The 20,115-nt window shown below is 69.6% G+C and carries 22 protein-coding genes; 18 read left to right on the forward strand and 4 right to left on the reverse strand.

Going from position 1 to position 20,115, the window contains the following annotated elements; all coding sequences use genetic code 11:
• Positions 1-2 precede the first annotated feature (2 nt).
• The 4 genes from DMB66_RS07720 (at position 3) to DMB66_RS07735 (ending at position 5,361) form a co-directional block, all read left to right on the forward strand.
• A complete protein-coding gene (locus tag DMB66_RS07720) occupies positions 3-1,286 on the forward strand; it encodes a glycosyltransferase (RefSeq protein ID WP_125803335.1) in 1,284 nt (427 codons plus the stop codon).
• Positions 1,287-1,413: 127 nt separating this feature from the next.
• Positions 1,414-2,724 (forward strand): Na+/H+ antiporter NhaA, encoded by a 1,311-nt coding sequence (nhaA, locus tag DMB66_RS07725; protein WP_125803336.1) that lies wholly within the window; start codon positions 1,414-1,416, stop codon positions 2,722-2,724.
• A 109-nt stretch (positions 2,725-2,833) separates the two neighbouring features.
• Entirely contained in the window at positions 2,834-3,727 is an 894-nt protein-coding gene (locus tag DMB66_RS07730; RefSeq protein WP_199752108.1) for an ABC transporter ATP-binding protein, read from the forward strand.
• Positions 3,724-5,361, forward strand: coding sequence for an ABC transporter permease (locus DMB66_RS07735; RefSeq protein WP_125803337.1), 1,638 nt, complete (start codon positions 3,724-3,726; stop codon positions 5,359-5,361). Before DMB66_RS07730 ends, DMB66_RS07735 begins: the two co-directional genes overlap by 4 nt.
• Before the next feature lie 118 nt (positions 5,362-5,479).
• On the opposite strand, the gene DMB66_RS07740 is transcribed toward DMB66_RS07735, so the two are convergent.
• On the reverse strand, positions 5,480-6,037 hold the full coding sequence (locus DMB66_RS07740; RefSeq protein ID WP_233624372.1) for a site-specific integrase: 558 nt from the start codon (positions 6,035-6,037) through the stop codon (positions 5,480-5,482).
• A 113-nt stretch (positions 6,038-6,150) separates the two neighbouring features.
• On the opposite strand from DMB66_RS07740, the gene DMB66_RS07750 reads away from it, so the two are divergent.
• The 7 genes from DMB66_RS07750 (at position 6,151) to DMB66_RS07780 (ending at position 12,400) form a co-directional block, all read left to right on the forward strand.
• The gene (locus DMB66_RS07750) at positions 6,151-6,708 is read left to right on the forward strand and encodes a dihydrofolate reductase family protein (RefSeq protein WP_125803338.1); all 558 of its coding nucleotides are present in this window, start codon (positions 6,151-6,153) and stop codon (positions 6,706-6,708) included.
• A 174-nt stretch (positions 6,709-6,882) separates the two neighbouring features.
• Complete coding sequence (locus DMB66_RS07755) at positions 6,883-7,182, forward strand: hypothetical protein (protein ID WP_125803339.1); 300 nt, start codon at positions 6,883-6,885, stop codon at positions 7,180-7,182.
• A 1,199-nt stretch (positions 7,183-8,381) separates the two neighbouring features.
• Entirely contained in the window at positions 8,382-9,404 is a 1,023-nt protein-coding gene (locus DMB66_RS07760) for an alpha-ketoacid dehydrogenase subunit beta (RefSeq protein WP_199752122.1), read from the forward strand.
• A complete protein-coding gene (locus DMB66_RS07765; protein ID WP_125803340.1) occupies positions 9,397-10,518 on the forward strand; it encodes a 2-oxo acid dehydrogenase subunit E2 in 1,122 nt (373 codons plus the stop codon). The genes DMB66_RS07760 and DMB66_RS07765 overlap by 8 nt, the downstream gene beginning before the upstream one ends.
• Positions 10,515-11,441: a thiamine pyrophosphate-dependent dehydrogenase E1 component subunit alpha gene (locus tag DMB66_RS07770; protein ID WP_233624373.1), complete on the forward strand. Its 927-nt coding sequence runs from the start codon at positions 10,515-10,517 to the stop codon at positions 11,439-11,441. The genes DMB66_RS07765 and DMB66_RS07770 overlap by 4 nt, the downstream gene beginning before the upstream one ends.
• Positions 11,438-11,692, forward strand: a complete 255-nt coding sequence (locus tag DMB66_RS07775) for an acyl carrier protein (protein ID WP_125803341.1) — start codon at positions 11,438-11,440, stop codon at positions 11,690-11,692. The genes DMB66_RS07770 and DMB66_RS07775 overlap by 4 nt, the downstream gene beginning before the upstream one ends.
• A gap of 225 nt (positions 11,693-11,917) precedes the next feature.
• On the forward strand, positions 11,918-12,400 hold the full coding sequence (locus DMB66_RS07780; RefSeq protein ID WP_125803342.1) for a tetratricopeptide repeat protein: 483 nt from the start codon (positions 11,918-11,920) through the stop codon (positions 12,398-12,400).
• Here the strand turns inward: DMB66_RS07780 and DMB66_RS65190 are convergent.
• On the reverse strand, positions 12,375-12,500 hold the full coding sequence (locus DMB66_RS65190) for a hypothetical protein (RefSeq protein WP_255440431.1): 126 nt from the start codon (positions 12,498-12,500) through the stop codon (positions 12,375-12,377). The two genes, DMB66_RS07780 and DMB66_RS65190, sit on opposite strands and share 26 nt — an antisense overlap.
• 96 nt (positions 12,501-12,596) lie before the next feature.
• Between DMB66_RS65190 and DMB66_RS07785 the strand changes: the two genes are divergently transcribed.
• Both DMB66_RS07785 and DMB66_RS07790 read left to right on the forward strand, forming a co-directional pair.
• Positions 12,597-12,950, forward strand: coding sequence for a DoxX family protein (locus DMB66_RS07785; protein ID WP_125803343.1), 354 nt, complete (start codon positions 12,597-12,599; stop codon positions 12,948-12,950).
• Positions 12,951-13,094: 144 nt separating this feature from the next.
• Positions 13,095-13,394: a hypothetical protein gene (locus tag DMB66_RS07790; RefSeq protein ID WP_199752110.1), complete on the forward strand. Its 300-nt coding sequence runs from the start codon at positions 13,095-13,097 to the stop codon at positions 13,392-13,394.
• 43 nt (positions 13,395-13,437) lie between these two features.
• Here the strand turns inward: DMB66_RS07790 and thrS are convergent, their stop codons facing one another.
• The gene (thrS, locus tag DMB66_RS07795; RefSeq protein ID WP_125803344.1) at positions 13,438-14,685 is read right to left on the reverse strand and encodes a threonine--tRNA ligase; all 1,248 of its coding nucleotides are present in this window, start codon (positions 14,683-14,685) and stop codon (positions 13,438-13,440) included.
• A gap of 405 nt (positions 14,686-15,090) precedes the next feature.
• Between thrS and DMB66_RS07800 the strand changes: the two genes are divergently transcribed.
• Together DMB66_RS07800 and DMB66_RS07805 are read left to right on the forward strand one after the other, a co-directional pair.
• Complete coding sequence (locus DMB66_RS07800) at positions 15,091-16,857, forward strand: sulfatase (protein WP_233624374.1); 1,767 nt, start codon at positions 15,091-15,093, stop codon at positions 16,855-16,857.
• An 84-nt stretch (positions 16,858-16,941) separates the two neighbouring features.
• Positions 16,942-17,298 (forward strand): DUF6204 family protein, encoded by a 357-nt coding sequence (locus DMB66_RS07805; RefSeq protein ID WP_125803345.1) that lies wholly within the window; start codon positions 16,942-16,944, stop codon positions 17,296-17,298.
• Positions 17,299-18,067: 769 nt separating this feature from the next.
• On the opposite strand, the gene DMB66_RS07810 is transcribed toward DMB66_RS07805, so the two are convergent.
• Entirely contained in the window at positions 18,068-18,646 is a 579-nt protein-coding gene (locus tag DMB66_RS07810; RefSeq protein ID WP_125803346.1) for a TetR/AcrR family transcriptional regulator, read from the reverse strand.
• Between the two features lie 69 nt (positions 18,647-18,715).
• Here DMB66_RS07810 and DMB66_RS07815 point away from each other — a divergent pair, with 69 nt between their 5' ends.
• The 3 genes from DMB66_RS07815 to DMB66_RS61045 are packed head-to-tail and all read left to right on the forward strand — an operon-like array spanning position 18,716 to position 19,981.
• Positions 18,716-19,618: an SDR family oxidoreductase gene (locus DMB66_RS07815; protein ID WP_233624382.1), complete on the forward strand. Its 903-nt coding sequence runs from the start codon at positions 18,716-18,718 to the stop codon at positions 19,616-19,618.
• A gap of 6 nt (positions 19,619-19,624) precedes the next feature.
• Positions 19,625-19,813 (forward strand): DoxX family protein, encoded by a 189-nt coding sequence (locus DMB66_RS07820; RefSeq protein WP_125803347.1) that lies wholly within the window; start codon positions 19,625-19,627, stop codon positions 19,811-19,813.
• A gap of 6 nt (positions 19,814-19,819) precedes the next feature.
• Positions 19,820-19,981, forward strand: coding sequence for a hypothetical protein (locus DMB66_RS61045; RefSeq protein WP_158647165.1), 162 nt, complete (start codon positions 19,820-19,822; stop codon positions 19,979-19,981).
• Positions 19,982-20,115 lie beyond the last annotated feature (134 nt).

Genomic DNA, 20,115 nt, shown 5'->3' on the forward strand with positions numbered 1-20,115 from the left:
CTATGAAGGTTCTCATCCTGACGTTGGGCACTCGCGGTGATGTGCAGCCGTTCGTCGCGCTGGCCCAGGAGCTGCAGCGGCGCGGTCATCAGGCAGTCGTTGCGGCGCCCGTGCGGTTCGCTGACCTGATCACCGGCCAGGGTGTGGCGTTTGCGGGCGTTGACGACGGCCCGTTGCGGGTGCTGGACAGCGAGTCCACAGTCGGGGACGTGGCTGCCGGCGGGCTGCGGGCGAAGGCAGCGCTGATGCGGCGACTGCCGGCAATGTTCACGCGCGTGCTCGACGACTGCTGGCAGGTGGCGTCGACCGGGCTGGGCGTAGGCGCGGATCTGATCGTGCACAACGGTCAGATCATGGCCGGGCAGCATATTGCCGAGAAGCTGGGCGTTCCGGCGGTCTTGGCGCTGCCGATGCCGATGTACGTTCCGACCAGGGAGTTTCCGTGGCCTGGTCAGCAGTTCCCGGCATGGTTGCCGGCAGGGGTGAACCGTCTGACCTACGCGGGGATGAAGGCGCCGGCGGTGGTGTTCGGCCGTACGGTGGATCGGTGGCGTGATGGGCTCGGCCTGCCGCGCCGGCGCGGCAGGCATGATCCGCTGCGACGCCCGGACGGCGGACCTGCCACGGTGCTGCACGCGGTGAGTCCCGCGGTCCTGCCCCGGCCCGCGGATTGGCCAGCGACGGCGCAGGTCACCGGCTACTGGTTCGCGGACTCGCCGCCCGCCACCGTCTCCGTGGTGCCCGGCCTCGATGCGCTGGCACCGGCCGGCGATGACGAGCCGCTGGTCTTTGTCGGGTTCGGCAGCATGACCGGTCCCGATCCGATCGCCACCACGCAACTGGTGGTGCAGGCGCTGCGGATGGCCGGTGTTCGCGGTGTTATCGCCGGTGGCTGGGGTGGCTTGCAGGAGGTCGCGGCACCGGAGGTGTTCCTGGCCGGGGAGGTGCCGCACGAGGTGGTGTTCCCGCAGGTGGCGGTGATCGTGCAGCACGGGGGTGCCGGTACGACGGCGGCAGCGGTTCGGGCGGGTCGCCCGCAGGTGGTGTGCCCGTTCGTGGGGGATCAGCCGTTCTGGGGCCGGCGCCTGCAGCAGCTGGGGGTGGCGCCGGAACCGATCGATCAGCGGCGGCTGAGTGCGCCACGGCTGGCGGCCGCGATCCGTGAGGCGATCGATGAGCCGGCCATGATCGGCGCTGCGCGGCGGCTGGCCGATCAGGTCAGGGCGGAGAACGGCGTCGCCACGGCGGTCGACGTGTTGGAGCAGGTCGCCGCGGGCCGCCGGTGACCCGTGCCGGGGCGGCGGCGGTGAGGTGGCTCGGGGCCGGTTCCTGCGGGGCCGGGTAGGTTGCAGGGTAGGTGTGCCGGGAAGTCTGGTCGGCGATGTCATCGTCGTGCCCTGCTGAAGGAGTCCCGTGACCGGAACACCGTCTCGTCCTGCCCGTCAGCTGTTCGGCCGGGGTAGTTGGCCGGAGGTCAGCCGGATCGGCGACATCCTTCGCACCGAGACCGTCGGGGGTGCCCTGCTGCTCGGCGCCGCGGTGCTGGCCTTGGTGTGGGCGAACTCGCCGTGGTCCGCGGCGTACCAGGATCTGGTCGCCTTGAAGGTGGGCCCACAGGTCCTGCATCTGGATCTGAGCCTGGCGCAGTGGGCGGCGGACGGGCTGCTGGCGATCTTCTTCTTCGTGGCCGGTCTGGAGTTGAAACGCGAGTTCGTCGCCGGTGATCTGCGGGATCCGCGGCGGGCGGTGATGCCGGTCGCGGCCGCGGTGGGTGGCATGGCCGCGCCGGCGCTGATCTACGTCGCGATCAACGCGGGTGCGGTGGGCGGCGCGTTGTCCGGCTGGGCGGTGCCGACCGCGACCGACATCGCGTTCGCCCTGGCCGTGCTCGCTGTGATCTCCACGCATCTGCCGTCCGCGTTGCGGACGTTCCTGCTGACCCTGGCGGTGGTCGACGACCTGCTGGCGATCCTGATCATCGCCGTCTTCTACACCAGTTCTCTGCACCTGCTGCCTCTGCTGGCGGCGCTGGTCCCGCTCGGGTTGTTCGCGGTGCTGGTGCAACGCCGGGTGCGCTCGCCGTGGCTGCTGCTGCCGCTGGCCGCGCTGACCTGGGGGCTGGTGCACGCCTCCGGGATCCACGCCACTGTGGCCGGGGTGCTGCTGGGATTCATGGTGCCGGTGCTGCGCCGCGACCACCGGTCCGGGCCGGGATTGGCGGAGCAGTTCGAGCACCGGTGGCGGCCGCTGTCGGCCGGCTTCGCGGTGCCGGTCTTCGCGTTCTTCGCCGCTGGCGTGTCGGTCGCGGGCGCCGGTGGGATCGGCGCGGCGCTGCGGGATCCGGTCACGATCGGCATCGTCACCGGCCTGGTCGTCGGCAAGTGCGTCGGCGTGCTCGGTGCGACCTGGCTGGTGCAGCGGTTCACCCGGGCCTCGCTGGGCGACGGCGTGTCCTGGTGGGATGTGCTCGGGCTGTCGTTGCTGGCCGGAATCGGGTTCACCGTGTCGCTGCTGATCGGTGAGCTCGCCTTCGGGGTGGGCAGTACGAAGGACGAACACGCCCGGCTCGGGATCCTCGCCGGGTCGGTGATCGCCGCGCTGCTGGCCATGCTCGTGCTGCGTTCCCGCAACCGCCACTACCAGCGGATCTGCGCGGCCGAGGAACTCGACGCCGACGCCGACGGGGTGCCCGACGTGTACGAGCGGGACATGGAGCAGCGCTGATCCCTGTTCGGGTGCTGTCCCCGGTGGAGCGGTAGGCGTACGGTGAGGGCAGGTGTGCCGGGAAGTCTGGTCGGCGGTCATATCCGCACGACCGTGAAGGACTCCTGTGATGAGCGATGTCGCGCTGCGCGCTGCCGGCCTGACCAAACGGTACGGGCGCCTGGTCGCCCTCGACGACCTGACGACCGAGGTTGCCGCGGGTGAGGTGTTCGGGTTCCTCGGCCCGAACGGCGCCGGTAAGTCCACCACCATCCGCCTGCTGCTCGGCCTGGCCCGCCCTACTGCGGGCCGGGCGTGGGTGTTCGATGTCGACGCCGCGGATGTGGCGCGTGCGCACCGGTTGTTGGCGTACGTGCCGGCGGATGTCGCGTTGTGGCCGCAGCTGACCGGCGCGGAGATCCTGCACCTGCAGGCGTCCACCGGCCCGGGCGTCGACCTGGCCTACCGTGACGTGCTCGTCGACCGGTTCGCCCTCGACCCGTCGAAACCCGCCCGTACCTATTCGACCGGGAACCGGCAGAAGGTCGCGCTGATCGCCGCGTTCGCCACCCGCGCGCCGCTGCTGGTACTGGACGAGCCGACCAGCGGCCTCGACCCGCTGATGGAACGCGAGTTCCGCACCGCCGTGACCGCGGCCCGCGACCGCGGGCAGACCGTCTTCCTCAGCTCGCATCAGCTGGCGGAGGTCGAGGCGGTGTGCGACCGGGTCGCGATCCTGCGTGCCGGCCAGCTGATCCAGGTGGCGCCGATCGGGGAGTTGCGGGGCCTGCATCGGTCCGAGGTCACGCTCACCTATAGCGGAGCGCCGCCGGTCCTGGCGGCGATCGCCGGCGTCGACGACGTGCAGTCGGCAGGAGAGGGGCGGCTGCGGTTCACGTTGACCGGGCCGCCCTCGGCGGCACTCAAGGCGTTGGCCCAGGCGAACGTCACCGGCCTGGCGGTGCGGGAGCCGAGCCTGGAGGAGATCTTCCTCGACTACTACGGCACCGGGTGCTCCCGGTGACCGCCGCGACAGCGACACCGGCCCCCACCACTGGCGTCGCGCTCCCGGGCAGGCCGCTGCGGACCGTGACCCGGCTGGCGGTGCGGCAGGTCCGTCGCGGCGCCCTGATCGTCATCGGCCTGGCCGCGGGCATGTCGGCGCTGGTCTCGGGCACCTACGCCGGTGTCATGGCCGACCCGGCGGCCGCCGGCAGCCTGCAAGCCCTGGCCGGGAACCCGGCGATCCGTACCCTGTTCGGCGAGCCGGTCGCGCTGGACAACGCGGGCGGATTCACCGTGTGGCGGGTCGGCACGTTCGTGGCCGTCCTGCTCGGCATGTGGGCGATCCTGGCCACCACCCGCATCACCCGGGGCGAGGAAGACGCCGGCCGCTGGGATGTGCTGCTCGCCGGCCGGCTCACCGTGCGCGCGGCCGTGGCCCGGCACGTCGCGGTTGTCGTGACCGTCGCGTTCGCCGCCGGAAGCGGGGTCAGTGCCGTGCTGCTGGTCGCCGGTACCCCGCCGGCAGGAGCACTGATCCACGGGGCGGGTACCGGCGTGCTCGGGATGTACTTTGCCGCGGTCGCCGGCCTCGCCGCCCAGGTGTTTCCCGCCCGCACGCCGGCGACCGGGACCGCGGTGGCGGTGCTCGGCGTCGGCCTGCTGACGCGGATGGTCGGCGACGGCATCACCGATCTGAGTTGGCTGCGGTGGCTGTCCCCGTTCGGGCTGCTCGCCCTTGCCGGCCCGTACCACCAGGACCGGGTCCTGCCGCTGCTGGTCCTGCTCGCCGCGACACTGCTGGTGATCGCCGCCATGCTGCTGGCGGCCGGCCGGCGTGACGTTCGCGGCGGGTTGGTGGCGGCAAGCCCGGGCCGGCGGCCCCGGCTACGGCTGCTCGGCAGTGTGGAGACGTTCGCGGTCCGGCGCCTGCTGCGCCCGCTGATCGGCTGGGTCCTCGGCATCGGCGCCTACTACCTGCTCATCGGCATGACCGCAGTGTCGATCACCGAGTTCCTCGCCGACAACCCGGCCCTGGCCGGCGAGGCGACCAAGGCCGGCTTCGCCGACATCGGCGCGGTCGAAGGGTTCACCGCGACCCTGTTCGCGATCCTGGCGCTTCCCGTCGGCGGCTTCACTGCGGTCCGGATGACGGCGTTCATCGCCGCCGAAACCGATCGCCGGTTGACGATGCTGGCGGCGCAGCCGGTCAGCCGGCTGCGCCCGTTGGGCGCTGAACTGTTGGTGACCGCGGCCGGCGCCGCCGTTCTCGTCACGGTCGCCGGGCTCGTCACCTGGTGCGGTGTCGTGGCCGTCGGCGGTCAGCTCAGCCTGCTCGCCGCCGTGCAGGGCGCCTGGAATCCGCTGCCCATCATCCTTCTCAGCCTTGCCGCGGCCGCTCTCGCCGCCGGCTGGGCGCCACGGGCCGTCGCGGTCGTAGGCGCGCTGCCCGCAACCGGTGGGTTCCTGTTACTGGTGATCGCCGAGAGCATCGGTGCACCCGGTTGGGTGCGCGACGTCTCGCCTTTCGCGCACCTCGCGCCGGTTCCCCTGCAGAACGCTGACTGGCCCGCGACAGCTGCCATGATGGGACTCGCCATCGTCCTGGCCATCGTCGCAGCGGTGGGTTACCGCAGGCGTGACCTGCGGGTATGACGGGCATCGCAGTGCCCACGGTCCGGACCTCCGGGAGCTACGGCGAGCCGCACCGTAGTTCATTTTGATTGCGGGTTGGATGGGGTCAGCCGGCCCGTAGACCTTGCGGCGTAGGCGGTCAGCCTCGTGCCCGAGCGCGGCGCCGGGCGGCGCGGATCTCGTCGTCGGCGACTTTGTCGTTGAGCAGGGCGTACAGCTGGGTGGTTTCGGTGGAGGCGTGCCCGAGCCTGCGGCGGACGGCTTCGATGGACACCCCGGCGTTGATCAGTTCGGTGGCGTGGGCGTGGCGCAACTGGTGGATGTCGATGTCGACCCCGGCGGCGGCGCAGTAGCGGGTCCAGCGGTGCTGGGCGGCGTCGTAGGACAGCGGTCCGCCGGAGCCGTTGATGCTGGCGCGGAACAGCGGCCCGTTCTGGTATCTGGTGCGTTGCAGGTACAGCTTGAGCAGGTACAGCTTGAGCACGGCGACGTAGCCGCGGTCGTCGAGCAGTACGGTGCGTACGGTGCCGCCCTTGCCGTGGATGCGTACGTGCTCGTCGTCCAGGCGCAGATCCAGGTCCTCGACGTACAGGCCGCACACCTCGCCGGCCCGGGCGCCGCACACGTAGATCGTCTCGAATACACCGGATCCGACAGGTACTTCGCCGAGTGGATCGTGCGTCGCAGCGTCCCCCACTCCTTCAGCGCGGTGGCCAGGGTGTTCTGCCGCGACGCCGCCGACCACTTCCCGACGTGCACCTGGCGACGCCCGCCTGGCTGCGACGGTGTAGTGGCGTAGAGTCGCCGGCCATGGGACTGCTCACCTTCAGCCTCAACCTCACCCTGGACGGTTGCGTCGACCACCAGGAGGGGATCGCCGACGACGAGACGCACGCCTTCTTCACCCGTCTCATGGACGAGGGCGGGGCAATGCTGTGGGGTCGCGTCACCTACGAGATGATGGAAAGCTACTGGCCGGCCGTCGCCCGCGGCGACGAGAAAGCGCCGCCGGCCATCCGCGAGTGGGCGGTCAAGCTGGAGGCCAAACCCAAGTACGTGGTGTCGGCGACGCGCAAGGACTACTCGTGGGCGAACAGCTACCACATCGCCGGTGATCTGCGCGACGGCGTGCAGACGCTCAAGGACGCGACCCCGGACGGGGTACTCCTCGGAAGCGGCAAGCTCGCGACCGAGCTCGACCGGCTTGACCTGATCGACGAGTACCAGCTGCTCGTTCATCCCAGGATCGCCGGCCACGGCCCGACGCTGTACCAGAGCGGGCTGCCCGGCACGCGCCAGCTCGAGCTGCTCTCGGCGGAACCGCTCCGCAACGGCGCGGTGGCCATGCACTACCGCCGCGCGCGCTGAATCAGCCGCCAGCTCACCGGCAGCGCGGCGTCCTGCTCGTTGTTACATGGTGGTTCAGGACAGGTGGGGCGGCGTGCGAACGATGTACCCGATTCCCGGCAAGGACTGAGCGTCGACGACCGTAAGGTTGGCCGGCCGGGGTGTGCACGGCCATTTCGTGAGGGAGGCGCAGCGGTGGGGCTCGGGGTATATGTCGAGAACCAGGTGCACGAGCGACGCTATGCCGGCGCGGAAGCGAGCTCCTCGCTGGAACGCCTGGTGGCGGCGAGCGACCGGGAACGGCACCACCTGGTGTCGAGGATCGATTCCTACGGCGACACCATGATCAACCTGATCCAGCTGCCACAGCTGACCGCGGAGCTGGACGAGATCGCGAGCCGCAAACTGGAGCTCCGGGCCGACGTGCAGACGCTGGGGGCGCTCATCGAGGAGGCGACCCGGGCGCGCGGCTATCTCTGGATCTGCGGTGACTGAGTAGGCCCGCTGCTGATCATGGTCAGCTGCCCCGGACACGGATGCCTCCTGCTGCCCGCCGGCATCGCCGTGCGGCACTACCGGGGCGCCCCCGAGCCCGCGACCATTTTTCCACCAGCGCGGCAGTCCTGGTCATGGGCCGGCGTACCCACGAAGGCGCACCGCTCACGTCGGTGTGTGGTTCCGGCTGGTGCGGACGGTGCTTGACGAGATCAACACCCCGATCTCGTTCCTGCGCTGGAAGGCGGACAAGGAGACGCTGGTGCGGATCTGGGACTGCATCGAGCGGCCAGTGGGTGCCCTACGAGGCCCTGGACTGGGACCGGCAGGTAGCGATGCTCGAAGCCGCCGCCACGGCGATGGATCTTGCCGGCCGAGGCGTCATCTACCCCGCCGGAACACTCGGCCCGCTACTGCGGGAGAAACCCGCACCGACAACCCAGATGCCCTTGTAGCGCAGCTCGTAAATCGCCCGCACGACCGACCCGCTTGGACCCGTCCATGCTCGAACCACCACTGATCCATTGAGACTCGCCCAGATGGGCTGCAAGACCCGGTCCGACCCCGCACCGGATGAGAATCCGCTGCGACGGCTACGCGACGCCTGAGAATCCGCCAGCTTCGCTGAGTCCGGACACCGCGGCCACCGTCCAACCCCAGGCGCTGCGCGGTAGCGGAGGCATCAGACGGTTCTCAGCGACCGCTAGGCCCACCACCACTACACCATAACTGTCATTATGATGTAGTGGCGTTTTGTCCGTTTCTCAAGCCGTCCAGGATTATTGGATTACTGATAATCGCAATACAGTAATTACCCTGGTGGGCTGCGGACGGATGGTGGGCCGTGTCGAGTCTCAGCGAGACTGGCGAGCGCGCCGGGTAGGTGGCGGGCTCGTGGCGAGTTCTCATCCAAGTTGGCGAAGGGCCTTGCGGCGCGCCCGCGCCCGGCTCGAAGCGTCAGCCAGGTCGAGTAGCCACCGGGAACTGTCGGCCGCCGTGCAGCTTGGGTTGGTTCGCCGGCAGCTGGTCCGGATGGCTATTCGGCCGTCGGTCCGAGCTGGACCCTCGCAGTCCCGCGCCGCCCGATACGCGGTGTTCGGGACCAACGGCCCTTGATGTTCAGGTCGCACGCCTCCGGAAGCGGCCGCTTCGCAACGCCATGATCGAGACGGCGATAGACGACAGGTGGAGGATTGACAGTGGATGTCTCTCGGGCGGAGCGGGTGGCGGAGAACCTGAACCGGGCACTCCACGTGGCATTGGCCAGGGACCCGCGGGTGTGCGTGCTCGGCGAGGACATCGCAGACCCGTACGGTGGTGCTTTCAAAATCACCAAGGGGTTGTCGACCCGTTTCCCGGGCCAGGTAATGACTACACCCATCAGTGAGGCGGGCATCGTCGGCGTGGCCGGCGGCCTAGCGCTCAGCGGCGACCGCCCGATCGTGGAGATGATGTTCGGCGACTTCGTCAGCCTCGCTTTCGACCCGATCCTGAACTTTCTCAGCAAGTCCGTCGGGATGTACGGCCGACGCGTGCCGATGCATGCCGTGATCCGCTGCCCTGTCGGCGGAAATCGCGGGTACGGGCCAACGCACAGCCAAAGTCCGCAGAAGCACCTCATCGGGGTGCCGCATTTGGGTCTCTTCGAGGTCTCCCCGTTCCATGACAACACCGCACTGCTCCACCGGCTGCTAGCCGATGGCGAGCCCCGTGTGTTGTTCGAGAACAAGGTGCTCTACACCGAGCGGACCTACTCGGACGGGGTGGTCGACGAGCTTTTCTCGTATGACTTCCCGGCCTCTCCGGACGGGTATGCGCGGCTGTTCGTCGAGGATCCCGAGGACGCCGACGTGGTGGTGATCGCGCCGGGCGGCCTGACGAGCCGAGTGCTGGCTGCCGCCCGCCAGTTGCTGCTGCGTCACGAAATCGTGTGCCAGATCATCGTCCCCGCCCAGCTGTACCCCTTCGACGCGCAGTCGTTGCCTCCGGTTCTGGCCCGGGCGGGCCGGGTGGTCGTGGTCGAGGAGGGGACGTCCGGCGGCGGCTGGGGCGCCGAGGTCGCCGCAGCGATCTATCCGCTGTTGTGGGGTCGGTTGACCCGGCCGATCCGGCTCGTCACGTCGCGGGACAGCGTCATCCCGGCAGCCCGGCACCTGGAGAACGAGGTTCTCGTCCAGACCGAGACCGTGTACCGAGCCATCCTGGAGACCGTCGATGCATGAGATCACCGTTCCGAAGCTGAACAGCAACGACGCCGGCTACGTGCTGACCACCTGGCATTTCGCCGATGGAGATGCTGTTCCCGCCGATGCGGAGATCGCGGTGGTGGAGACCTCCAAGACTGCGGAGGAACTGACCATCGAGACGGGTGGTGTCCTGCAACGCCGCATCGCGGAGTCGCAGGAATGCCGGCCCGGCGAGGTGATCGGTCATTTGTTCCCGGATGAGCAGGAACGACAGCGCTTTCTCGCCGTGGAACCTCCGGCAGAGTCGAGCGGCGACGTCCTGGCGGATCTGCTCATCACCGAACCCGCCCGCGAGCTGATCGACCAGTACGGGATCGATATCGGCGACCTGCGCACCACCGGCAAGAAGGTGATCGGCACCGCTGACGTCCGGCGGCTGCTGGCGAAAGACGAACGGCGTACGCACCAGCTCGGCCGGGCGCAGCTCGCGGTCGCAGAGGTCGTCACAGCATCGCACCGGACTATTCCGGCAGCGTACGCCTTGGTGTCTGTGGCTATCGATGACGCACTTGACGCGTTACGCCTGTACGCCGCACGTGAGAAGGTGCCGGTGCGCCTCCCGGAGTTGCTGATCCGCTGCATCGCCGACCTCACCGAGCGGTTCCCGCTGTTCTTCGCCGCCGCGCATGACAACGGCACCGCCACACTGGCTGGTGAGGCAAGGGTTGGCGTCACCATCGACGTCGGCCATGGCCTTACCATCCCGGTCGTTGGTGGAGCGGATCTGACGTCACCTGCCACGATCGCCCGTGCAATGACGGCCTACCGCGGTAAGGCCGTGCGGCAACGGCTCACCGCCGCCGACCTCAGCGGCGCCACCATCGCGCTCTCGCTTCCGGCCGGTGAGGTGCTGCTCGCACAGCCGATCGTGCCGCCCGGACTGTCATGCATGCTCGCGCTCGGCGCGACGCACTCGGTGCCCGACCTGGACGTCGATGGCGGCCTCGCTCGCCGCCAGGTCGCCTACCTCGGTTTGTCCTACGACCACCGCCTGATCAATGGGCGGGATGCAGCGCTGTTCCTCGGGGAGCTCAAGACCGCTCTCGAGTCCCCTGAGCAACTCCGCACGCTCACTGGAGATATCTCGTGACGAAATCGTCCGTCCTGACTGCGCGGCCCGTACTTGCCGATGCAGACCTCGACCTGCTGCTGATGATCAGGCATTTCGAACTGGCCCTGCTCGACTTGTTCGACCGGGGGCAGGTCACCGGCACCACGCACACGTGCCTGGGTCAGGAGCACCTCCCGGTCGCGCTGAAGCCGCTACTCGATGACAAGGACTACGTCTTCAGTAACCACCGCGGACACGGTCACTACCTAGCCCGGTTCGCAGATCCGCACGGCCTACTCGCCGAAATCATGGGACGCTCGGGCGCCGTCTGCCAAGGCGTCGGCGGCAGCCAACACATCCTGCGGGAGCGGTTCCTGACGACCGGGGTCCAAGGCCAGAGCGTCCCGATTGCGGTCGGCGTCGCACTGCACCTCAAACGCAGGGAACCCGGACGGCTGGCGGTTGTGCACATCGGCGACGGCACCTGGGGCGAGGGAGCCGTGTACGAAGGTCTCAACATGGCGGCGCTCTGGCAGTTACCGCTCCTTATGATCGTCGAGAACAACGGCATCGCCCAGTCGACGCCGACATCAGCAAACCTGGCCGGGACCATCGCCGGCCGAGTCCACGGCTTCGGCATCGACTACGAGTCGATAGACGGGACCGACGTGACGGCGATTCGCAACCTACTCACCGAGCCGATCGCCCGCGTACGCAAACAGTCTCGGCCGCTCGTCGTGGAGTGCCGCACAGAGCGGCTCGGACCGCACAGCAAAGGAGACGACAGCCGCGACCCGCGGAAACTGGACCTTCTGCGCGAGCGGGACTGGTACGTGACCTATCGGCACGCCTTACCGGATCGGTTCAATGCCGCCGATCTGCGGCAGAAAGACCTCGTCCAACGGTGTGTCCGCGACGTCGAGGCTCGCCCGCTGGCCCCACACCTCGAAGGAGAGAAATGATCACCGACCAGCCGGTCCCCGCCGGACTCACCAACCTGATCGCCCAGATCCTCGAAGTCGACCCCGTCCTCATCGCGCGAGAGAGAGATTTCACTGACCTCGGCCGCAGCAGTATGCAGGAGGTCGAACTGCTCGCCGCGATCGAGGACGGCTACCGCATCACCCTCGACTACGGGACTTTCCTCGACCTGAAAACCGTCGGCGACCTGTCAGACGCGATCACCGCGGCGACGGGGCAGGGAGCGCTGTAGCCCTTTACGGGGCTCCCGGGTTCGCGGCTGCGTACTGCGAGCACGGCCGGATCGACGACGAGGTCGCCGAGGGGCTGCCCGGGCACTGGACCACCCGGGCACTGGACCGTCGAGCTGGCCAGCCCTGGCCTGTTCGGCGGACTGGCCGCCGAGATGATGGCGATGCCCGGGGTGGTGGCCGTGCAGCACGTGTCCTAGCTTGAACGGGGGTGAAGGGAGCCGCCGATGATCACCGATCCCGTGCTCGCCCGGATCGGCGAGGGGGTGCAGCTGCACCATGGTCGAGATCGGCGTACGGATGCTCGCCACTTGTTCGCGCGGCTCTGGGACGAGATCGGCGGGGAGCAGGGGGATCCGCTGCACGTCTGCGTTCTCGCGCACGCGATGGCTGATGTGCAGGACGACGTCCACGAGGAACTGGCCTGGGACCAGCGAGCGCTGACGGCGGCCGGCCGGCTCACGGACGCCCGGGCGGCGCGGGCCGGGGTGATGCTGCCGGTGGCCGGTCTGTATCCGTCGTTGCACGCCAACCTGGCTGAGTGCTATCGCAAGCTCGGCGATCTCGACCGTGCCCGGGACCACCTGCGGCAGGCGCAGGCCGGGATGGGCGCGCTCGGCGACGACGAGTACGCCCAGCTGATCAGGCGCGGCGTGGATCAGCTGGCGCGGCAGCTGGCCGCGGCTACGCGTCCGGATCCCGGGCGATGAGCCGGTCGCCGTTGAGCTTCAGGGATTCCACCGGAACGCGGCCGTAGAAGACCAGGCCCAGCTCACTGGCCATGCCCCGGGCGGAGGCGTGCTGCGCCAACCGGCAGCGACTTTCGCGGCAGCGGCAGCGGCAGCGGCTCGTCACATCTCGCGGGGCCGGCTCGTCCTTGAGGCAAACAACCACGAAGGACGGCTCATGTTCGCTGCCTACCTCACGGTCACCATCATCGCCTCGGTCTTCACCGGGATCGCCGCCGTCACCTACCTGATCGGCCACGACTATCCCAAGACCCAGGCGGACATGAAGCGCATACCCCGGTCGTGGGTGCCGGTCCTGGGCGTGTTGCTCGCGGCGGGTTCCTCGGGTCTGCTGGCCGGCTTCGCCGTGCCGCTGCTGGGGGCGCTCGCCGCCGGCGGCCTGGTGCTGTACTTCGTCGGCGCGCTGCTCGCGCACCTGCGAGTGGGTTCCCGCCAGCTCGTGGGAGGGGCCGTCTTCCTGGTCACGGCGGTGGCCGCGCTGGCGGTGAACCTGAGCTACCACTTCGGATGATCGGGATTCGCGAAACGGACTAGCGGTCCGATCGCCAGGCACCGCCGCGTCAAGGCCGCCAGCCGAAGCGCCACCCCCGGTGGCGGGCGCGGAGGCCGTCCGCTTCGACTGGAACAACTCGGCGACCTGGGCCGCGGCCCGGCGGTGGGCCAGGGCCACCAGGCGCTGCCCGGCCTGTTCACGCGGTGGACGGTGCTGCGGCCCTCATGGTTCATGCGGAACTTCATCGGCTGCACCCCGCACGCCCGCCGCATCCGCGAGGACGGCGCCATCCGGACGGCCTCAGGCTCGGGGCGCGTCGGGTTCGTCGACGCGGACGACATCGCCGCGGTCGCCATCCGCGCCGACCTGGTGGCGCACCTGATCGACGGGCAGCAGACCGCGCCCGAAGACCTGCGGTCCGCGCTCGCGGCCCACCTCGACAACGTCCTCGGCACGGATTGAGCACCACGCCGGCCGGGAGCGCGCGCCCCCGGCCGGCGAGGCTCTAGCCGGCCGGGTGAACGTCGTGCAGCCCGCCCGCCGGCAGCAGTTCCTGGATGCGCGCCGCCGAAACCGCCCTGACCAGCTCGATCGCCTCCGCACCGGGCATCGCCGCCAGCCGCCGCCCGTCCCGCAGCCGCATCGCCACCTTCCCCTCCGGTGCCTCTCGCGGCCCGATCACCGCGACGTAGGGAATCTTCCGCCGGGCGGCGTCGCGGATCCGCGCACCGACCGAGGAGTCCCGGTCGACCTCCGCGCGCAGGCCCGCCTCGATCGCCGCGGCGGCGAAGGCGTCGGCGGCCTTGTGCTGGTCGGCGCCGATCGGCACGGCACTGATCTGCACCGGGGCGTACCAGACCGGCAACGACCCGGCGTGGACCTCCAGCAGGCTGGCGAACAGCCGTTCCATGGAGCCGACCAGGCTGCGGTGCACCATCACCGGCTGCGCCCCGGCGCCGGAGGCGTCGGTGTAGGAGAGGCCGAACTGGGCCGGCTGGTGGAAGTCGATCTGGATGGTCGCCAGGGTCGACTCGCGGCCGGCCGGGTCGGCGAGCTGCACGTCGATCTTCGGGCCGTAGAACGCGGCCTCGCCCTCGACCGCCCGGTAGGGCACCTCGGCGGCCTCAAGCGCCTCCCGCAGCAGCCGTTCGGCCTGCGCCCACGCGGCGTCCGCGCCGACGTACTTGCCGCCGCGTCCGCGCAGCGACAGCTGGTATGACGAGACCCGCAGGCCCAGCGCAGCGTGCGCCTGGCGCATCAGGTCCAGCACGGCGGCGACCTCCTGGCCGACCTGGGAGACCGGGCAGAAGATGTGCGCGTCGTTGAGCCAGATCGCGCGGACCCGGGACAGGCCGCCGAGCACGCCGGAGCGTTCCGCCCGGTACATGCCGCCGAGCTCGGCGATCCGCAGCGGCAGATCACGGTACGACCGTTGCCGCGACTTGAAGATCAGCGCGTGGTGCGGGCACAGGCTGGGCCGCAGCACCAGGTCGTCGCCGAGGTCCATGGGCGGGAACATGTCGTCGGCGAAGTTGCGCCAATGCCCGGACAATTCGAACATCTGGCGTTTGCCCAGCACGGGGGAGTAGACGTGCTGGTAGCCGGCGCGCCGCTCGAGTTCACGTAGGTAGGACTCCACCTCGTAGCGCGCGGCGGCGCCGGCCGGCAGCCAGAACGGCAGCCCGGCGCCGATCAGCGGGTCGGAGTCGAAGATGTCGAGCTCGCGGCCGAGCCGGCGGTGGTCGATGCTCATGGGGTGCCTCCTGGATAGGCGGCCGGCACCCACCAGGAACAACCGACGCGGCCCCGGGCGGATGCCCGGAGCCGCGTCGTCGCTGGGATCAGGTCAGCGCGATGCCTCGCCGGGACATCCCGGCGTCGTCGTCACCAACCCGAAAATCATGGATCCGACGGTACGACCACAGCCACGCACCCGGCAAAGGGGTTTCGCCTGCGCTGACCCGGCCGCCGGGGAGGTCTACCGCCGAGGGGACGACAGCACTCTCCATCCTCGTCCTGGTGACTGATTCGCCCGGGTGGGGGACGCCGGTCCTGTCGGCGATGCGACCCTGACCGCGCCGGCCGGGAACTGTCAGGGATGGTGGGTACAGTTCGGGATCGTCAGGGGGCTCCACCGCAGCGGGTAAGGATCGTCGGTTTGTCGTACTTCACGCGCTTCCGTCGCACGCCGCAGTCGCCGGCTGGCGTGAGCCGCCGGCGTCGCGTCGCCGCCGGGGTGCTCACCGTGCTGGCCGCGGTGCTGGTCTTCCTCGCCCTGGTCGTGCCGGATCAGATCACCCGCCTGCCGGCCGGCTCGTCGGTCCCGGCCGCGTTCGTGCGCATCCCCATCGAGGCCCTGGCCGCCCTGGCCCTGCTGATCGTGCTGCCGGCCCGGGCCCGCGGCATCGTCGCCGGAGTGCTCGGCGCCGTCCTCGGGCTGCTGACCATCATCAAGGTCATCGACATGGGCTTCTACACGATCCTGGCCCGGCAGTTCGACCCGGTGCTGGACTGGCCGCTGTTCGCCGACGCCTACCGCTTCGTCAAGGACTCGTTCGGCCGGCCCGCCGCCATCGCCGCGATCGCCGGGGCGATCCTGCTCGCCGCCGGCGTGCCGGCCCTGATGACGCTGGCCGTGCGCCGGCTGGCCGCGGTCGCCGCCGCGCACCGTCGGGTCAGCACCCGCGGCGTCGCCGCGACCTCGCTGGTCTGGCTGGCCTGCGCCCTGCTGGGCACGTCGTTCGTGCCGACGGTTTATGTCGCCTCCGACAGCGCGGCCGTGCTGGCCCACGACAACGTCCTGAAGGTCCCCGCCGCGCTGCAGGACCGGCGCGAGTTCGCCGCCGAGGCCGCCGACGACGCGTTCCGTGACGTGCCCGCCGAGCAGCTGCTGACCGGGCTGCGCGGCAAGGACGTGGTGTTCACCTTCATCGAGAGCTACGGGCGCTCGGCGATCGAGGATCCGAAACTGAACCGGCGCGTCGACGCGACCCTGGCCGACGGCACCCGGCAGCTCACCGCCGACGGCTTCTCCGCCCGCAGCGGCTTCCTCACCTCACCGACGACCGGCGGCGGCAGCTGGCTGGCCCACGCCACCTTCCATTCCGGCGTGTGGATCAACAATCAGCAGCGCTATCGCAGCCTGGTCTCCGGCGAACGGCTGACGCTGACCAGCGCGTTCAGCAAGGCTTCAGTCCTGTCAAGGGCGGCGGCGGGGCGGCCGGACGGGGGGTCCTCGGCGTGGCAGACCATCGGCGTCGAGCCCGGCATCACCTACGCGTGGCCGGAGGGCCGGTTCTACGACTTCGACCGCATCTACGATTCGCACACCCTGGGCTATCACGGGCCGTCGTTCAGCTGGGCGACGATGCCCGACCAGTTCACCCTCAAGTCGTTCACCGACCAGGAATACACCAAGCCCGGCCGGGACCCGCTGATGGCCGAGGTCACCTTCGTGTCCAGCCACACCCCGTGGGCGCCGATCCCGGCCCTGGTCGACTGGGACGACATCGGCGACGGTTCGATCTACACCGCGCAGCAGCGCGGCGCCAAGTCGGCCGGCGAGGTGTGGAAGGACGCCGTGGCCGTCCGCGAGGCCTACGCCACCTCCGTCAAATACTCGATCGACAGCGTGGTCTCCTGGGTGCGCGAGTACGGCGACGACAACCTGGTCCTGGTCATGCTCGGCGACCACCAGCCGGCCCCGATCGTGGTCGGCGCCACGGCGAGCCACGACGTGCCGATCTCCATGGTGACCCGCGACCCGGCAGTCCTGGACAGGATCGCCGGCTGGGGCTGGAACGCCGGGCTTGAGCCCGCCCCGCAGGCGCCGGTCTGGCCGATGAACGACTTCCGGGACAAGTTCCTGACCGCGTTCGGCCCGCAGAACGACCCGCCGCTGCCGTATTCCCCGCCGAAGCGGTGACCCGCCGCGCCAGGCTCCCCGCCGAAGCGGTGAGCGGGCGGTAAACCGGTGGAGCCCGCCCCGGCGGCCCGCTACGGTCGCCGGATGGACCAACGCACCATCCGGGTCACCGTCCGTGGCGCCTTCGACGGGCTCACCGCCGATCAGCGCGCCGAGCTGCTGGCCCATGCCGCCGAGCACGACGTCTCGTTCGCCGCGTTCACCGCCGAGGGGTCGCTGACCTACGACATCGCGGCCCGGCCGTTCTTCACCTTCCGCGTGGCCGAGACCGTCGAGCGTGAGCAGGACATCCCGGCCGCGGTGAGCCGGGCCGAGACCACCGCGGCGGCGTATCTGACCGCGCGTGGCTACGGCTTCAAGAATCTCAGCTCGCAGGCCGCCGACATGTCGCAGGTTCCGCTCGGCAAGCGTGGCCGCAAGCTCGCCGCCCGGGCCGACTGACCCGGCACCGCCGCGCCTTTCGGGACCGGCCAGAATCCAGGAGACGGGTGGGCTGCGTGAGCGGGCTGTTGCCGGGCGGATGGGTGCTGCGCACCGGCACGCCCGCCGATCTCGACCAGATCGCGGCCCCGCTGGCCGCCCCCGGCCGACGCGGTCGACCACCGGTGACAGCGGACACGGCAATATCCCTTTTGGCGGACATTGCCCTCCATGCTGGCGGACAGCTTCGCCCCCTCCAGGCGGACACCTCGTCGCTCGCTGTAGTGACCGAGCGAGGAGTCACGGACGGCCGTGGCGACGCTCCTGCGGGGCGCTGCCGGCTTAGGTCGTGGGCGCGGTGAGTCCTGCCGCGCCGCTTCCGCTCCTCGGCGCTGGCGCGCCTGCGGTGCGGGTCGGCTTGCCATCGAATCTCGTGGTTCGGGTGGATCCCGGGTCGCTGGGAAGGGCTCGGCTCGGTGCGTCGCAGAGGGCCGCTGGCTGGCGTCGGGGGCACATTTCGTCACCTGCTGTGATCGCGACATTTGGCACTCAGGCATGTCCGTACACGAGGAATCTCAGGTGTCCCCCAACACACCGGTGCGCTTGATGTGATCGTGAGGACTGCTCCGCGGCGGGGTGAAGCAACCAGCGCACCCCAGTCTCCATAGGTGAGTGAGGTGCGCTGATCAGCCTTCTGTCCCCGGGTAGCGCAGCGTCGAGTGGTGACGGCCCGGTCTCAAGCTGCTGAGGCGGCGGGCTGGCGCAGCGAACGACAACGCCGATGGGCATGTCAGTTCGTTTTGGTGGCAGGGCCGGCGCCGGCTTGATCCAGGCAGCGCTGGAGTCGTCGTAGGTATTGGTCGAAGGACTCGTCGGCCGGCCAGGTTTGGTAGGCCGTCGAGACTGCGGCGAAGGCGAGGTTGAACTGCAGCGCGGCCGCGAGAGGGTCCATACCACTGGTGCGGGTGGCGACCCAGTCACGCAGGTCGGTGCGGAACTGCTCGCCGAGATCCTGGGCCGACTGGGCGAGCGCGGGTGACTGCGCTTTGAGCCGGCGCTGCAGGGGCATCCGGTCGGCGAGGCGTTCGTTGAAGCCAATCATGATCGCGGTCAGCGAGTCCCACAGCGGCTCATCGGCGGGGCGCGCGTTCATGAGCGCGCGCCAGTGGTCGCGTTCTTCGGGGTCCTGGTCGAAGACGGCGGCTTCCTTGCTGGCGAAGTAGTTAAAGAACGTCGCGCGGGAGACGTTCGCGGCGGCGGCGATCTGCTCGACGCTGACGGCTTCGTAGCCGCGCTGGTCGAACAGTCGCAGTGCGGCGGCCCGGATGGCTCGCCATGCGGCCAGCTTCTTTTGTTCTCGCAAGCTCATCGTGTCACCTCTTCCCGCTGATCCTAGCTGTGGTGGACGCCGTCGATCATTAGACGGAGTCTAAGTTTGGTGTACCGTGGTGGAGGCGCAGGCGGTCAGACCGGTTCTGACCAGCGGCTTCAGCCGCAATACGCCCGCCTCGGAAAGGAATCTGCCATGAGCAAGGTCTGGTTCGTCACCGGGTCGTCCAAGGGGTTCGGACGGCAGTTCGTCGAGGGAGCACTCGACCGCGGGGACCAGGTGGCTGCCACAGCACGCAACACCGACACCTTGAGCGACCTGGTGGCCAAGTACGGTGATGCCGTCCTTCCCCTGCAAGTCGACGTGACCGACCGTGAGCAGGTCTTCAAGGCGGTCGCCGCAGCGCATAGGCGGTTCGGTCGCCTCGACGTCGTAGTCAACAACGCCGGCTATGGGCTGTTCGGCACGGTCGAGGAGATCACCGAGCAGCAGCTGCGGGACCAGCTCGAGACGAATCTGTTCGGTGTCTTCCACGTCACCCAGGCCGTCCTGCCGGTCCTGCGCGAGCAGAACTCCGGGCACATCATTCAGATCTCCACCATCGGCGGGGTCGCAGCCTTCCCGTCGCTCGGGGGCTACCACGCCTCCAAATGGGCGCTCGAAGGTCTGACCGAGGCCCTGGCTCAGGAGGTCAGCGGGTTCGGCATCAAGGTCACCCTCGTCGAGCCCGGCGGTTTCGACACCGACTGGAGCGGCGCCTCAGCGGTCTTCGCCGACGCCCAGCCCCAGTACGCGCCCCTGCACGAGGGCATGGCCGCGCAGATGGCCGGTGGCAGCCCCAAGCCCGTGGGGTTCGGGTCCGCGATCCTCAAGATCGTCGACGCCGAGAAGGCGCCACTGCGCGTGTTCTTCGGCGAGCAGCCGCTCGCGATCGCCTCGCACCTGTACCAGCGGCGCCTCGACGAATGGGCCGCGTGGGCCCCCGTCTCGCGCGAAGCCGAAGGCAAATAGCCGGCCATGGCAGCCGTCCGCATCGTCCTGAACATTCTGCAGGCCCTGCTGGTGCTCGCTACCGGCGCAGGCAAGCTCACCGGTGTGGCGTCCTCACACGCGATCAGGGACTCGCTGAACGTTCCGGCCGGTCGGTGGAAGCTCATCGGCGGCCTAGAGATGCTGGCGGTGATCGGACTGGTCACCGGGATCTGAATCCCGGTGACCGGCCTCGCCGCCGCGATCGGCGTCGTAGCCCTGATGATCGGCGCCATCACCACCCGCCGACAGGCGGGACAAGTCTGGGCCGGCGGAGTCGCAGCCGACACCGTCGTGTTCCTCATCGCGGCCACGGCGGCCGTTCTCAACGCGCTGGCAATCTGACCGTTTCTGCAAACGCCGTAACAGTCGGGCAAACCCCTCCCGTCAAGATCATCGCTAGCGTTACTTCTCGTTCCGATGTTCCTCAAGGGCGGTTCCCGCCGGTACGCGCGGACCTGCTCACCTTCTACCTGCCT

It is taken from the genome of Actinoplanes sp. ATCC 53533, from assembly GCF_003947245.1.